14 protein-coding genes are annotated in these 15,896 nt (G+C 31.8%); 11 read left to right on the top strand and 3 right to left on the bottom strand.

Annotated elements, in window-relative coordinates; translation table 11 throughout:
- Positions 1-139: 139 nt before the first annotated feature.
- The 3 genes from IGI43_RS09370 to IGI43_RS09360 form a co-directional block, all read right to left on the bottom strand.
- Positions 140-748, bottom strand: a complete 609-nt coding sequence (locus IGI43_RS09370; RefSeq protein ID WP_438757531.1) for a hypothetical protein — start codon at positions 746-748, stop codon at positions 140-142.
- A gap of 91 nt (positions 749-839) precedes the next feature.
- Positions 840-1,166 (bottom strand): winged helix-turn-helix transcriptional regulator, encoded by a 327-nt coding sequence (locus tag IGI43_RS09365; RefSeq protein ID WP_438757529.1) that lies wholly within the window; start codon positions 1,164-1,166, stop codon positions 840-842.
- A 477-nt stretch (positions 1,167-1,643) separates the two neighbouring features.
- A complete protein-coding gene (locus IGI43_RS09360) occupies positions 1,644-1,913 on the bottom strand; it encodes a hypothetical protein (protein WP_438757528.1) in 270 nt (89 codons plus the stop codon).
- A 238-nt stretch (positions 1,914-2,151) separates the two neighbouring features.
- Between IGI43_RS09360 and IGI43_RS09355 the strand changes: the two genes are divergently transcribed.
- From IGI43_RS09355 to IGI43_RS09305, 11 genes are all read left to right on the top strand, one after another.
- Positions 2,152-3,660, top strand: coding sequence for a DUF1846 domain-containing protein (locus tag IGI43_RS09355; protein ID WP_438757527.1), 1,509 nt, complete (start codon positions 2,152-2,154; stop codon positions 3,658-3,660).
- 525 nt (positions 3,661-4,185) lie between these two features.
- Complete coding sequence (locus IGI43_RS09350; protein WP_438757526.1) at positions 4,186-4,650, top strand: DUF4352 domain-containing protein; 465 nt, start codon at positions 4,186-4,188, stop codon at positions 4,648-4,650.
- Positions 4,651-4,665: 15 nt separating this feature from the next.
- On the top strand, positions 4,666-5,919 hold the full coding sequence (locus IGI43_RS09345) for a nucleotide sugar dehydrogenase (RefSeq protein ID WP_438757525.1): 1,254 nt from the start codon (positions 4,666-4,668) through the stop codon (positions 5,917-5,919).
- 51 nt (positions 5,920-5,970) lie between these two features.
- Positions 5,971-7,131, top strand: coding sequence for a glycosyltransferase family 4 protein (locus tag IGI43_RS09340; RefSeq protein ID WP_438757524.1), 1,161 nt, complete (start codon positions 5,971-5,973; stop codon positions 7,129-7,131).
- Positions 7,128-8,366: a glycosyltransferase gene (locus IGI43_RS09335; RefSeq protein WP_438757523.1), complete on the top strand. Its 1,239-nt coding sequence runs from the start codon at positions 7,128-7,130 to the stop codon at positions 8,364-8,366. Before IGI43_RS09340 ends, IGI43_RS09335 begins: the two co-directional genes overlap by 4 nt.
- Positions 8,367-8,394: 28 nt before the next feature.
- On the top strand, positions 8,395-8,769 hold the full coding sequence (locus IGI43_RS09330; RefSeq protein ID WP_438757522.1) for a hypothetical protein: 375 nt from the start codon (positions 8,395-8,397) through the stop codon (positions 8,767-8,769).
- Positions 8,770-8,797: 28 nt separating this feature from the next.
- The gene (locus IGI43_RS09325) at positions 8,798-10,921 is read left to right on the top strand and encodes a CgeB family protein (RefSeq protein WP_438757521.1); all 2,124 of its coding nucleotides are present in this window, start codon (positions 8,798-8,800) and stop codon (positions 10,919-10,921) included.
- Positions 10,922-10,935: 14 nt separating this feature from the next.
- Positions 10,936-13,077, top strand: coding sequence for a glycosyltransferase (locus IGI43_RS09320; protein ID WP_438757520.1), 2,142 nt, complete (start codon positions 10,936-10,938; stop codon positions 13,075-13,077).
- Positions 13,078-13,112: 35 nt separating this feature from the next.
- Positions 13,113-14,183 (top strand): accessory Sec system protein Asp2, encoded by a 1,071-nt coding sequence (locus tag IGI43_RS09315; protein ID WP_438757519.1) that lies wholly within the window; start codon positions 13,113-13,115, stop codon positions 14,181-14,183.
- The gene (locus IGI43_RS09310; RefSeq protein WP_438757518.1) at positions 14,180-14,989 is read left to right on the top strand and encodes an ABC transporter permease; all 810 of its coding nucleotides are present in this window, start codon (positions 14,180-14,182) and stop codon (positions 14,987-14,989) included. Before IGI43_RS09315 ends, IGI43_RS09310 begins: the two co-directional genes overlap by 4 nt.
- A 12-nt stretch (positions 14,990-15,001) precedes the next feature.
- Positions 15,002-15,883, top strand: coding sequence for an ABC transporter ATP-binding protein (locus IGI43_RS09305; protein ID WP_438757517.1), 882 nt, complete (start codon positions 15,002-15,004; stop codon positions 15,881-15,883).
- Positions 15,884-15,896 lie beyond the last annotated feature (13 nt).

Genomic DNA, 15,896 nt, shown 5'->3' with positions numbered 1-15,896 from the left:
AAAGTAATAGACCTACAACGACATTCCCTGTCATAATAGATAGGATAGGTGTGATGTATAGGTCGATTACTTCTTTGCCAGATCATTTGAAGTGATTACTGGAATATCTAAAGATGTTTACGCGTTTTAAATGATTTTTTTAATCTGTTTTGGTAATCTTCAAATCCTTGAAGAAAGCTTCTGTTCCAATATCAACGAAGAATCCAATCGCTCCTTTGGCATCAGCGCCATGTTTCATATTTTCTACCACTAACAAAGGTTTTTTGCTGTCGTTCAAATAAAAGGCTCCTCTAGCACCATTGATCACTGCTTTTAAGCTGATCCATTCGTCAAGCCCGATATCAGCCGTACCTTCAAAATCAGTGATGCCAAGATTTCGGAAATAGTCAAACGTATATTTAGGATAAGAAAAATACTGAATAGCACGATTTTTTCTGACAGGATCATCAATCCGACCGTTTGTTGGTCGTACATAAAATGATTCAAATGTTGTATCATCCTCACTGATCCTAAACGCAATCCCAATAAAACCACGTGCAAAATCTGGTGCATTCGACAATAAACGGCTTAACATTTTTACTTCGATTGTTCCATTATGAAAAGATGAACCAACTAATTTAGCATACGTATTCTCGTCAAATTCCATTAGTTTATCTTTTTTTACAACTCTTAAAACAGGCTCTCCGTTTAGTGTTGTTTGCAAAACGTCGGTATGAATCGCTTCCATTGTTGTAGTTTCAATATTCATTTAGATATCCTCCTTAATAATTGCGTATCTCCTTCCTAAAAGTATAGACAATATTTTAAGAAATGTTAAGTAGGCACTAATTTGTAACTATCTATCCAAGCTGTTTTTTATAAAACTGCCCCCATTGCCTCATTGATTCAATAACAGGCAACAACGTTTCCCCTAAGGGGGTTAGTTGATATTCAACATGAGGCGGTACTTTTTGAAAATCGACTCGCTCCACAATTCCATCTGCAATCATTGAATTAAGACTTTCAGTCAACACTTTTTGCGAAATTCCAGATAATGATCGTTTTAGCTCAGAATTTCTTTTTGGCCCAGTGATGAGATCTCGTAAAATCAACGTTTTCCATTTACTGCCAATTAATTGAACAGTAGTCGCCACGTCGCAAAGTGGCATTTCTTCTTTTTTTATCATAAAAAAGTAACTCCTAACAGTTGAAATTGATTCAAGTTTCAAAGATGACTCTTGACTAGAAAAAATTGTACCATTAAAAAAAGAAAAGTAATAATACTCACCAATCCACAATGTCATTGGTTATAAAAATTTTTTTTAGTTTAAAATAAAAAGGCTAGAACATAACTTTGCGAGTCATATCCTAGCTCAAAGGAATCCAAATAAATGATAGAAGCAGAAGCAATGCCTTCTTATTTCTCAGAGTCAAAGACTTTTGTCCTAAGATTATTCTTATAATTCACTATTTCCGAGATTTGTGTGACAACATAGAAATTTCTACATCCTAAAAATTAAAATGACTCAAAAGCTTTTGAATATTTGATGACACCACTGATATTAGTCAAACCATCATCATAAAGAGGTTTAAGCATAAATACTTCATCAGGCACATCAAAAGAGGCGTTTACGTTAAATTTACTAGCAGGAATATAGCAGAATTTACGATAATAATCTGCATGACCTAAAATAAATGAAGGGATAATCTAAGTGTTTTGCCCGCTTCTCTAACTCTTCCATTAACTTTTTGCCAATTCCTTTACCTTCTTCTATTGCTACAATCTCCAAGTCACGAATATACTCCTGACTCTTACGAATCGTATCAACTAACTCCGTTTCATTACCATAACCATTTTCTGTATGCGTAAATGTATTACGTATTAATGCATCGATTTTTTGATAGTCATTGCGATTAACTGTTCTAATTTCCATAATAGTTAGTCTCCTCTGTATTTAATCAACTATAAGTAAGACAAGATTACCCGTAGTGGACATAAGTTTATCAAACAAAAGACTCCTCAATTTATTACAAATATGGTAGCATAGGAATATTTAGTAGTCAATTATGTACTAAATACGTTTAGCTGTTAAATTATAAAATTCTATATCGTAATCTGTAGTAAATAAGTTTATAATAGATGGCAGTATACAAGTATCGGAGGGTTCTCACGTGAAAAAACTGGGTTTTGATCCACAAAAGTACATCGAAGAACAATCAAAATATATCCTAGAAAGAGTCGATCACTATGATAAGTTATATTTAGAATTTGGCGGCAAATTAATCGGCGATATGCACGCAAAACGTGTTTTGCCAGGATTTGATGCAGATGCTAAGATTAAACTTCTACAGAAATTAAAAGATCAAGCTGAGATTTTGATTTGTGTGTATGCAGGTGATATCGAACGAAACAAAATTCGTGGCGATTATGGAATCACTTATGACATGGATATTTTACGTCAAATCGATGAATTAAGAGAATACGGCTTAGCAGTTAATAGCGTGGTCATTACACGCTACAGTGGACAGCCTTCTACAAAAATGTTCATTAATAAGCTTGAAAGAAGAGAGATCAAAGTGTATAAACATGGAGCAATCGAAGATTATCCATCAAATCTTGAGAAAATCGTTAGCGAAGAAGGCTTTGGTAAAAATGACTACATCCCAACAACCAAACCAATCGTGGTGGTCACAGCACCCGGTCCTGGTAGTGGAAAATTAGCGACTTGTTTGAATCAGCTTTATCATGAAAGCCGTAAGGGCAAGACCGCTGGTTACTCAAAATTCGAAACCTTTCCAGTTTGGAATGTTCCGTTGAAGCATCCTTTAAATATTGCGTATGAAGCAGCAACTGTTGATTTAAAAGATGTGAATATGATCGATTCATTCCATTTTGATAAATACCAAAAAGTTGCCGTCAATTATAATCGCGATGTGGAGACGTTCCCTGTGATCAAACGGATCATTGAAAAAATCACGGGCGAAGAATCTGTTTATCAATCCCCAACCGATATGGGTGTGAACCGTGTTGGTTTTGGAATCATCGATGATGACGTAGTGAAAGAAGCCTCTAAACAAGAAATCATTCGTCGTTGTTTTGCCACAGAATGTGACTTTAAAAAAGGCTTGATCGATGAAGAAACAGTCAATCGCATTAAATTGATCATGGAAGAAGTCGAACTGAAAAAAGAAGATCGCAAAGCAGTGCTTCCTGCTCGGCAGTATTCAGAGCAGTTAAGAGAACAAACCCAAAGCAACGATACACCAGCTGTTATTGCCTTTGAGTTACAAGATGGTCGAATTGTAACGGGGAGAACTAGCAGCTTAATGGATTCATGTTCATCTGCTATTTTGAATTCTATTAAAACATTAGCCAATATTTCAGATGAAATTTTATTATTATCACCAGTGATTCTTGAAACCATACAAACAATGAAACGAAAAGATCTTCATAGTAAAATTACGGCTTTAAAAGCGAATGAAATTTTGATTGCTTTAGCGATCAGTGCGGTGACGAATCCGACAGCTCAATTGGCTTATGATCAATTATCTGAATTGAATGGTGTCCAAGCACACTCTACTGTAATGCTGAGTAAAAATGATGAGCAAACATTACGGGAGTTAGGATTAGATATTACCAGTGATGCGGTATATCCGTCTGAGAATTTGTATTATATCTAATGTTTTAGGAAATAGATTTAAATGGAATAATAGAGTGCTCAATTTTTGCATATCATTTATTCAAATCTTTAGTGATTGAGACAAAACTCTTTGAGTTTTGTCTCAATCACTTTTTTTGTCTTCTTTGAACATGACGTACGAAAAACTATAATAATAATTTCTGATACCTTCCGATTTTTTGATTATATCAATTACCGAAAAGTAAAATATAATCTCTATATAATAAGGAAATGGAATAAAATTGCTAGAAAAATATGATTTACTAAGGCAGGAACACATTCGTATTATTAAAAAATTAACCCCTTTTTTCTGTTTAAGGATGTGGACTTCATATGAGTATATTTTTCGTGAAAAGTTAAGAACGCGCTTTCAAAATGAAGTACTTGATGTCTATTTTTTATATGATAAGTAAATACTAGAACTAACATAATTGGAAAAAAGTTAAATACAAATCAATGTTAGTAGCTAGTAGCTAATAATTAATTAACTTTTAATATTTTTATAAGAAAGTAGGAAAGAAATAAAATGAAAAAAAAAGTGTTTATTTTAGTTAGCGTAGTTTTATTGTTAGCTGGATGTACGAAAGTTGCTAAAACGAAAAATTCTGAGAATTCTGAGGTCAGTGAAGTTAAACAAGAATTTAAGACGAAATTAATCCAAAATACTAAAATGAAATTATTATCTATTGATGCAATGCAATCAGGAGTAGATGAAAAGAAAAAAATTATTCAACTTCACTTTGCAATCAAAAATCAAGAGAGTACAGTAATTGGTATTGGCGGCAGCGACTTTAAATTAAAAGCAGAAAAAAAACAATATAGTGTAGTAAGTGATGCGAATAATATTGGACAAGAAATTGAAGTTGGAAAAGAAATCAAAGGGGATATTTATTTTGAAGTACCAGAAAATTTAAAAAAGGCTGAACTTGTGTATATCCCAAATGAAAAAATTCTAGGAAAATGGGATTTAATTATTCCACAGGCAAAATAACAAAGGAGAATAGAAATGAAGATTTTAATAATGGGATTAGGTTATATCGGATTACCAACCTCAGTAATGTTTGCAAATCATGGTCAAGAAGTAATTGGTGTAGACATAAATACAGATACAATAGAAATGCTGAAAAATGGACAGGTACATATTGAAGAACCTGGGTTACAAGAAGCGTTACAGTCAGCGCTACATAAGGGGAATTTTAAACCGCAATTAACGCCAGAAAAAGCAGATGTTTTCATTATTGCTGTTCCAACACCAAATAATGACGATGAATATCAGTCGTGTGATTTATCTTACGTTCTAAATGCACTAGAAAATGTGTTAGCACATGTAGAAAAAGGAAATACAATTATTGTAGAATCAACTATCGCACCAAGATCTACCGAAGATTATATTTTACCTTTGATTGAAGAAAAAGGCTTTATTGTCGGCGAAGATATTTTCTTAGTACATTGTCCAGAAAGAGTTTTACCAGGACAAGTCTTAGAAGAATTAGTCTCCAACAATCGAATTATCGGTGGTGTCACGCCCAAATGTACGTTAGCAGGAAAAAAAGTTTATGAAACCTTTGTTCAAGGAGAATTGATACTAACACAAGCAAAGACTGCGGAACTATCTAAGTTGATGGAAAACACATATAGAGACGTTAATATCGCGTTATCGAATGAACTAGCAAAAATAGCTAATGACTTATCAATTAATGTTTTAGATGTTATCGAAATGGCAAATAAACATCCGCGTGTAAATTTACATACACCTGGACCAGGTGTTGGAGGTCATTGCTTGGCTGTCGACCCTTATTTTATTGCGGCTGCTTCACCAGAGTACTCACCATTAATTCAGTTGGCAAGAAAAGTAAATAACTCAATGCCAGAATATGTTTTTGACACGGTCATAGCAATGATGGATAAAATGAATGGAAATAAAATTACAGTTATGGGATTAACTTACAAAGGAGATATTGATGATGTAAGAGAAAGCCCAGCTATGGAAATTTATAAGAGATTAACAGAAGAAACAAACTTTGAAATCATTGCATTTGATCCACACGTTGAAGCGGATTTTGTTGAAAAGAATCTCCAAACTGCATTAGAAAACTCAGATATAGCATTGATATTATCGGATCATAGTGAATTCAAAAAATTAAATCAAGAAAATTTTCGATGTATGAGAAACTCAACGATACTCGATACAAAAAATGTTTTAGAAGAAAAAGGCGATCACTACTATAATTTAGGGAATCTTTATGAAATGATGTCTTAATATAATGCTTAAAGTATTGAAAAGGAGCTTACAAGTTTGGGTCAGAAAATATTGTTAATTACTCAAAACTATTTCCCTGAAATAGGTAGTGCTGCAAATAGAATGAAAAATTTTTATGAAACACTGTCTGAAGATAACGAAGTAGATGTTATTACGACCATTCCTGTTTATCCAGATACGCGTTTGTATGTAGACAAACAAGAAAAAGGCTCTGAAAATATTACTCAAGTTAATATTAAGATCAAAAAATATGAAAAAAATTTGTTTTTTCGCTTTCTATTGTATATAGAGGTTTTGGCAAAAATTCTTATTGTCATCTTAAAGAGGAAAGGAACCTATGATCAGATTTTCGTTTCTTCACCGCCAGTATTCATTATCTTAGCAGGAATTGTTGCAAAAATAAAATGGAAAGCCGATTTAATAATGGATATAAGAGATTTATGGCCAGACTCTTTTTTGGGAGTCGACAAATTTACTAATTCTTTTTTGCTTAAAATGTCTTTCATATTAGAAAAAAAACTATACAAATCAGCAGATAAGATTATCATAAATAGTCAAGGATTTGAAAGTTATTTAACAAAAAAGGGCGTTAGTAAAGAAAAACTAGTATTTATACCGAATAGCTTAACTAAAACTGATTTAGCAATTAAAAAAAAAGAAAAATCATCGCTATTTACGATTATTTACACAGGGAACGTTGGCCTAGCGCAAGATTTTGATATTTTCCTTGAGGTTGCAGAAAAATTAAAAATGGATGACCAGATTCGATTTATTGTAATTGGATATGGTTATAGAATAGAGTATTTAGAAAAAAAAATCAAAGAAAAAGAATTAGAGAACACAGTGGAAATTCTTCCGCCAACTTCAAGAGGAAGTGTACTGAATGAGGTGAAACAAGCAGATTTGGCTTTTCTTAGTTTGAAAAACCATCAAATCTTTGAATCAGTACTTCCTGGAAAATTAATTGATTATTTAGGCTGCGGTATTCCAATAATAGGTGTTCTTTCAGGATATAGCAGAGCGGTTTTAAAGGAATCAAAAGCAGGAGAAGCGTTTAATAACCAAGATGTAGCAGGAGTCATTGATTTTATAAGAAAAATGAAAAATCATGATGAAATCAGACAAAAAATGAGTACAAGTGGTTTAGAATATGCCAAAAGGTATTTTAGTTGGGAAGAAAATAAACACAAGTTAAAGGAGCTATTTCATTGAACAATCAGTTCGTAACAATGTTTGTTTGGAATCATTTCACTAACGATGCACGTGTCATGCGTAGCTGTAATACGTTGGCTGAGTCAGGCTATCATGTTCAATTAATCAGTATTCAAGATAATAAAAAAAAGCTACCAAAAAGTGAAGAAATGTCGAAGTCATTTTTTGTCTATCGGACGTCCAGCTCGATTCCAAAAGTCGGATTTATTAAATATTTAGTTTTTATTATACCAATTCTTTTCTTATATTACCATTATTATGTAGCACTTTTAGTATGTCTATGCATGATGATACCTTTATACAAAAAAAGAAAATTTATTCGAATTGGTTGGGTTTTCATGGGGATGATCAAGCAAGGAATAAGTAGACCATGTACTATAATTCATAGCAATGATTTAAATACCTTACTTCAAGGGATTATTTTAAAGAAAATCAAACGTGTTCCATTAGTGTATGATTCACATGAAGTTCATAGTAGTCGTACTGGATATGACAGTAAAATGTATGAAAAAATTGAACGTTATCTTATTAAATTTGCGGATACGGTAATCCATGAAAATGAGACTCGAGCAGCTTATATACGTGAGTTATATCAGATAAATCCAGAAGTCATGCATAATTATCCAACCAAGAAGATGAAAGAAGAAATACACGATGATCTAAGAGAAAAATTAAATATCAGATCTGAGGAACCTATCCTTCTTTACCAAGGAGGAATTCAAGAAGGTAGAGGATTAGATGTCTTGATTCAAGCAATGCCTAAGATTTCTAAAGGAGTACTGATATTAATAGGTGATGGGAAAATTAAAAGTGACTTAAAGCAGCTAGTAGCGACATTAGCGTTAGAGCATCGTGTCCATTTCATTGATAAAGTTCCTTTAAATAGCTTACATCAATATACACAACAAGCATTCGTAGGATTTCAGGTATTAAATAATGTTTGTTTCAATCACTATTCTGCTTCTTCAAATAAACTATTTGAATATATTATGGCAGAGATACCTGTCGTTGCCTGTGATTTTCCAGAAATGAGAAAAGTCATTTCTGAATGGAAGGTAGGTGTTTTGGTAAACTCTCATTCAAGCCAATCCATTGCAAAGGCTGTCAACAATCTGATCAACAATCAAGAAGACTATTGTCAAATGAAAGAAAATTGTAAACGAGCAAAACAACACTTTAATTGGGAAAATGAAAAACATATTTTACTTAACGTTTATAAAAATTTATTGAGATAAAAGGTGAAAAGACTTGGAACTTAGTAATTTGATAGAAGAAATGGCACAGCTAAAAGAAGAAAGAAATCAAGCACTTCATGATTTAGAAAATTATAAAATCGAACATGAAAAAAAGTCTAATACTAATGATAAAAAAAAGGAATCAGAGATAAGATTAAAAGAAATGATCCTATTATTAGACAAGGCATCTAAAGAAATTTCTGATAGTGAACAAGAAAAATATCAAATAATTGAAAAAATGACAGAGATTACAAAAGAACTAGAAGATTTAAAGGGAAAATATAAAAAAGTAAAGAGCGAAAAAGACTATTTTGAAAATGAAACAATTAAATTAAACAACACTAAGATAATCAAAGCAACTAGAAAATATTGGAAATTTTTAAATAGAAAAAGAGGTGTTTAGTAGGATGAGCAATATTTCAACTGAGATCATGCAAATGCGTGAAAATCTATTATCAATAATAAATCCAACAATTTTACAGGAAAAACAGCTAATGACATCTGATAACTGGTTTTGTTCCAATCCTGAAATAAACATCCAAGCACAAGAAAATGAAATTGTATTTGTGAATGCCTCAGATCAGTCAAATTATGTCTCATTAATCGAAAAAAATACATATTTTAATAGTTTGCCCAAACAAAAACTAGAGGTATATCCAAATGAAAAAATAAAGTGCGAAATGAATTTTGATATTGTAGGGAAATTAACCGTACACATAGCGATTATCGAGTATAGCCATTTGAAAAAACTAAAATCTACATTATATTCATGTAAAAGTTCCTTTGTCCATAAGATGTCTGATCAAACCTATTCAGTACGGATAGCTGTAAAAATTAGTGGCAAAGGGATCGCCAGTTTAAAGAATGGTACTATTAATCGTTATACTGACCTTGAAGATAAGCCAACTATTTCCTATCAATCTCAACCAATAAAGAAAAAAAATAAAAAAATCACTCACTTAAAACAGTTGAATGTTGCAGCTATTTTTGATGAATTTACAACAAGTTGCTATAAAGAAGAAGTTAGCTTAATTACGTTTACTCCAGCTGATTTTGAAAAGGTTTTGGATGAAAACAAACCAGATTTTTTATTTGTTGAAAGTGCTTGGAAAGGAAATCAAGGTTCCTGGGAATACAAAATTGGTAAGTATGCAAATGAGGATGGGTCAGAATTAGCGAATTTATTAGATTGGTGTAAAAAAAGAGCGATACCGACAATTTTCTGGAATAAAGAAGATCCGATTCACTTTGATAAATTTATTGACGCAGCCAAAAAATTTGATTATATCTATACAACCGATTCAAATTTAATTGAAACGTATAAGGAAAGATGCAAACACGATCAGGTTTACGCTTTACCATTCTCTGCACAGCCTCAATTTCATAATCCTATAGATATACGTGAAGGCCGTAAAAATAAAGTCTCATTTGCAGGCTCTTATTATGCGAACAGACATATTGATAGGAAAAACGATATGGAAGAGGTCTTAGATGTTGCTTCTTCTTTAGGATTGGACATTTATGATCGTAACTTCGAAAAAAGCCAGCAAGGGATTACTGATTTTTCTTTTCCGGAAAGGTTTCGAACGAATGTAAAAGGAAGCTTAGCTTATAGTGAAATTGCGCTAGCATATAAAGGATACAATTTTATAGCCAACGTTAATAGTATCAAGTACTCTCCTACTATGTTTTCAAGAAGAGTTTTTGAAGGCTTAGCGAGTGGAACGCCGATCATTAGTAGTTATTCTGAAGGTATAAAAAAAATGTTTGGTGATATTGTTATAATCGGCGACAAAGACGAAAGCTTAAAAGAAAAATTTGCAAAGATTATAGAGGATAAAGAATCCTATAAGCGAAAAAAATTGCAAGGAATTCGAGAAGTTATGTTAAATCATACGTATTCTAACCGACTCCAATTTATCTTAAAAAATTTGAATATCAAATTTGATTTAGCCGAAGATGTGACAATCATTGCTGAAGCTGATACAACTGAAGAGCTTGAGGAAATAAGATCGATTTACAATAATCAAATGTATTCAAATAAAAAACTATTGATTTTGTCCACTATTAATCCTAAAAATATCGATTTTTTAGAGTTGAACAAACAAAAAAATATTGAAGTTATTATAAAGACTAAAGTAAATGCTTGTAAGAAAATGACGCAGTTGATCAAGACTAAATATTTCATTTTTATGGACTCTAGACATTTCTATGGAAAACATTTTATTGAAGATTTAATAGCAGGATCGATCTATAGCAAGGCAGATATTGTGACGAAAAATAATTATTACGAATATGAGGAATACAAGATTTTAGAAGTTGGTGAAGGACAAGAATTTAGCTATTCAAATCAAGGCAACTGGAGCTGTTCGTTAGTGAGAACAAATTATTCAACAACAGATAATGCGATAGAATTTATAAATAGGATGAAAGAAGAAGCCTCTTTAGATTATGAGTTTCGTTCTGGAAAGCGGATTTTTAGTATTGATAATGCTAATTTTATCAAGAACGGTAGGATTTTATTAGCGAAAGATCAGCAGAGGTTTGACATATAAAGGAGAAATAGTCATTGAGAAAATTAAGCGTATTAGTTTATGGTGACGTAGATTTAAACTATATTGATGGTTCGTCGGTGTGGCTGACATCAATGATTAAAATGTTAGCAGAAGGAGAAAATATTTTAACGGATGTCTTGTTAAAATCGAAAATGAAACATCGTTTGTTAGTGGATGAAATGTCTAATGTAAAAAATACTAAAATAATCGACCCACGAAGTCTATTTCCAAATTATTCATTTGAAAATGGACTTCGTATGAATGTTAGAGAAGCTGTCGAAATCATCCAAAAGTTAGATGAGAAGAATCACTACCACGTGATTATCGTTAGAGGATTGGACTTAGTGAATGAACTAAAAGACAATGAGGTGTTAAGCAAAAAAACGATTCCTTATATTACTAATTTTGAACATGACGCTTCTAAAATATCAATGAAAGAAAAAAGAGTATTGCAAGAAATTTATCAACGATTTCCTAGAATTTTCATGCAAACACCTGAAATGAGGAGGTCGTTTAGCATGATTATTGAACAGAAACCTAAAAAAGTTGCACTCTTATATCCTATGATTCCCAATATCACGAAAACCCCTGTATTTAGAAATAAAAATAGCCAAATTGTGTATACTGGTAAATTTGCTGCAGACTGGTATATAGAAGAGTTATTAGATATATTTGAAAAACTAAAGGAGTATGAAGATGGCGCTCATTTAGCAATTGCTGGAGATAAATTTCAAGGGGAATTAATAAACAAAAAAGAAGAAATTATAAAGCGACTCGAAACAAGTTATAACCTAACTTGGTATGGCGCTGTTTCCAGACAAGAAAGTCAAGAAATCATTGCAAGTTCAGATGTCGGCTTTAGTTATCGTTCTGATACTATTGACAGCTACGATAGTGTTGAACTATCAACAAAGTTGCTAGAATACGGTCGATTAGGTAAACCAGTTATTTGTAGACCTACTCGGATACACCAAAAGCTTTTAGGAAAAGACTATCCTCTATTTGTGTCGAATGAAAAGGAATGTATTGAAAAAATCAGAAGATTATTTAACGATATTGAATTTTATCATGAAGTAAGTAAACAGTGTTTTGATGCGGTACAACCTTTTACATTCGAAAATAGCTATCAGCGATTAAATTCTGTCTTGTGGTCTTTCTATAAAAAACCTATTAAGCTATTAGTAGCTGGACATGATTTGAAGTTTTTAGATTCAGCAATCACCGCTTGGAAAAATGATAGAAAGTTTGATGTTAAGATTGATCATTGGCAAGGTCATAATAAACATAATGAAAAAGAGAGTAAAGAATTGTTAGAATGGGCAGATATTATTTTTTGTGAATGGGGCTTAGGAAATGCGGTATGGTATTCAACCTATAAAAAGCAACATCAAAAATTAATTGTCCGCTTACATGCTCAAGAAGTTAAGACTGTGTACCCAAAAGACTATCTCTTAAAAAACATTGATCAATTTATTGTTATTTCGCCTTTGATGTATGAAAAGTTTCATGATGAATGTCAATTACCAAAAGAGAAACTCACAACGATTTACAATATGATTGACACTAGCGATTATACAACAAACAAAGATAAAAACGCCCAATATCATATTGGAATGGTCGGTATTTTACCTGAACTAAAAAGAATAGATAGAGCGTTGGACATCATTGAAAAACTAATAGAAATAGATAATCGCTACAAATTATTTATCAAGAGTAAATTACCTAAAGATCTGGACTGGATGAAGAATAGACCGGAAGAATTAAACTATTATACCAAACAATTTGAGCGCATAGAAAATAGCCATTTAAAAAAACATGTGTATTTTGATAAACATGGCTCTGATATGAACAAATGGTTTGAGAAGATCGGCGTCGTTCTTTCCACAAGTGATAATGAGAGCTTTCATTTAGGGCCAATGGAAGGAATGGCGGCAGGGTCAGTGCCATGTGTTATAAATTGGGAAGGGGCACAAACTATTTATCCCACGACATTCATCAGACAGAATACTGATGAGATGGTTCAAATGATACTAAAATTAAATGAATATGTAGACATAGATCGAGAAGGACTAGCTAATTATCCTAAAAAATATTTCAATTCCACTATTATTATCAAAAAACTAAAAAAAATGATTATTAATATATCTGAAAATTAGATAATAGTAATTGATTTTAGAAAGGGGAGGGAGGAATGATTACAGAAGAATTAATATTTTTAAAGCAAGAAATGGCGCATACTAATGCTGTATGGACATTTGACCTAGTTAAGCTTGAGACAGGACAAAATTATGAATATGCCTATTATATATGGAAAGAAGGCGGCATTATTCAGCGGTTTCCTTACAAAAAAATAGTTAAAAAAGCATTGACCATTAGCTATAACGTCACTGAGAGTGGAAATTACAAATGCCAAGTATTTATCAAAAAAAAGAAAAAACTAATTATAAATAAGAATACTGATATTTGCCCAATCGATCTGACGAATAAAAAAATAATGAAAACAACCTACTACAATGAACAAGTTTATTTTAATGACGTTCCTGTTCGTTATGTTTTTAAAGAAAGTCCAATCAAATCAGATATTCTCGTTATTTGTTTTTCGGGTATTTCTTCGAAAGAATTTAAAGGAGGACCCCCAGTTTATAATTATATAAAAACGCTTGATGGTTTGCCAATTCACCGCTTATATATCCTTGATGATTTTCAAAATAAATTTTGCTATTATCTTGGAGAAAAAGGGAATAGAGAGTTTGAACGTGCGATTAATTCGTTGATTACAACGAAAGCAAATGAATTAGAAATAGCAAGCCAAAATATTATATCTACAGGTTCAAGTAAGGGTGGGTCAGCAGCATTGTATTATGCACTGACTTATAATTACGGACAGGCAATTGTTGGTGCACCCCAAATCAAAATCAGTGATTTTTTAAAGAGCGTTTGTAAGAACAAGTATATGAGAAAGGTCTATACATTTCTACACGGAGAAAATGAGCAAGCAATGTCTGAGTACTATAATACTATACTTTATATGAGGATGGCTTGTAACAAAAAAAGACCAGAATTATTTTTTCATATTGGCGATCAAGACTATCATTATAAGGAGCATTTATTACCCTACTTAAATTACTGTGATTCAGTTAATGTTGCCTATAATTTAGATATTCAAAGCTACTCAGACCATTCACAAACAGGGAGTTTCTTTTCTCCTTTTTTGAGAAAAACACTTACAGATATTCTTAATAAAAAGAGAGGAAAAAAATGAGATCATCTATTGAAGTGATTCATGCTCAGTTAGTAAACTGGCGTTTGATTATAAGAATTTCTAGATTTGAAAGAAAAGCGAACTATGCTTCATACAAAATTGGCCGATTTTGGGAGATTTTGAATCCGTGTATTCAAGTGGCTATCTATTATTTGATTTTTGGTGTTGCTATGAATAAAGGGACCGTTTCAGAGCATAATATCCCTTATATTCTTTGGCTTCTAGCTGGAATTATTCCATGGTTTTATATCAGTAGTAATATAACACAAGGAGCGAATTCAATTTATAGCCAATTATCTATCATATCTAAGACAAACATGCCAACTGCGATTATACCTACAGTTGTTCTTGTCAATAATATGCCCAATTTTATTATTATGGGATCGTTGCTGTTGCTGTTTTCTTTTCTTTCTAATTATCTGCTCTATATCCAATTTTTTTGGTTGGTCTATTATACGATAGCGATGATTATTTTTGTTTTTTCCCTGAATATTTTAACATCAACAATTACTATAATCTTTAAGGATTTCAAACTAATGTTAAATTCAGCGATGAGATTATTGATTTTTGTTTCAGGTGTTATTGTTCAATTTAATTTAAGTAACGAGCGTTTATTATATAAAGTCCTACAATTAAACCCGATTATGTTTTTAATTCAAGGATTTCGTTTTGGCATGTTTGGCATAGGACAAGCCGGCATCAAAGAAGTGAATCACTTATATTTTTGGAATTTTGTTCTGATCATCTATTCTATCGGTGCTTTTATTCATACTAGATATAGGTATAAATACAATAATTATATTTAATGGAGGTTAACGTTGACTGTCGTTGAATTTAGAAATGTTACCAAACATTTTTCTTTAAAAAAAATTGAGTCATATAGTTTATTCGATCGAAAACAAAAAATAATTTTAAAGGCCGTCGACAATGTTTCTTTTGAAATCAAAAAAGGAGATATCGTTGGATTAGTTGGACTAAATGGATCAGGAAAATCAACACTGTCTGATTTGATTGCTGAAATGAGTAAACCAACGTATGGAAAAGTTTTCCATCAGGGAAGTACTTCTTTACTAGCAATCAATGCCGGATTGAAACCAAACTTATCTGGAGTCGACAATATAAAATTAAAGTGTTTATATCACGGGATAAAAGAAAAGGAAATAGAAAAAATCATTCCCAAAATTATAAAGTTTTCAGAACTTAATCAGTTTATCAATCAACCAATCAAATTATACTCGAGTGGTATGAAGGCGAAACTTGGGTTTAGCATAGCGATTCATTTGAATACAGATATTTTAGTGATAGATGAAGCTTTGGCTGTAGGAGATCAAACATTTTATCAAAAATGCTTAGATAAACTCTTAGAGAAGAACAAAGTAGGTGTAACAATTATTTTTGTCAGTCATTCTATGTCTCAAGTGAGAAGCTTATGTAATAAAGTACTATGGTTAGATCAAGGAAAATTAATGAAATTTGGTGCAACCGAGGAAGTTCTTGAAGAATTCCAGTTATTTATTAAGAATTTTAATGAATTATCAGAGATAAAAAAAAGAAAATATAAGAAAAAAAATGAAAAAAAACGTTTTTTAAGTAAGAAACAAATTCTGAAAAGAAAATTGAATTGCAAATGGTATTCGGTTGTGTATATTTCGATTATCATTTTAGCGTTCATTTACAATGTGTATATAATTTTAAGATGAGAAAAGAGTGTAA

It is taken from the genome of Enterococcus sp. AZ126 (genome assembly GCF_051714545.1).
In the GTDB taxonomy this organism is placed as follows: Bacteria; Bacillota; Bacilli; order Lactobacillales; family Enterococcaceae; genus Enterococcus_L.
The sequence above is the reverse complement of the archived record's forward strand: the minus strand, read 5'-3'. Positions and strand labels throughout refer to the sequence as shown.

Bases quoted from the DNA above. Each gene is read 5' to 3' on its own strand.
- IGI43_RS09370 (WP_438757531.1), bottom strand. From the start codon at position 748: ATGAATATTGAAACTACAACAATGGAAGCGATTCATACCGACGTTTTG.
- IGI43_RS09365 (WP_438757529.1), bottom strand. From the start codon at position 1,166: ATGATAAAAAAAGAAGAAATGCCACTTTGCGACGTGGCGACTACTGTT.
- IGI43_RS09360 (WP_438757528.1), bottom strand. From the start codon at position 1,913: ATGGAAATTAGAACAGTTAATCGCAATGACTATCAAAAAATCGATGCA.
- IGI43_RS09350 (WP_438757526.1), top strand. From the start codon at position 4,186: ATGAAAAAAAAAGTGTTTATTTTAGTTAGCGTAGTTTTATTGTTAGCT.
- IGI43_RS09345 (WP_438757525.1), top strand. From the start codon at position 4,666: ATGAAGATTTTAATAATGGGATTAGGTTATATCGGATTACCAACCTCA.
- IGI43_RS09325 (WP_438757521.1), top strand. From the start codon at position 8,798: ATGCAAATGCGTGAAAATCTATTATCAATAATAAATCCAACAATTTTA.
- IGI43_RS09315 (WP_438757519.1), top strand. From the start codon at position 13,113: ATGATTACAGAAGAATTAATATTTTTAAAGCAAGAAATGGCGCATACT.
- IGI43_RS09310 (WP_438757518.1), top strand. From the start codon at position 14,180: ATGAGATCATCTATTGAAGTGATTCATGCTCAGTTAGTAAACTGGCGT.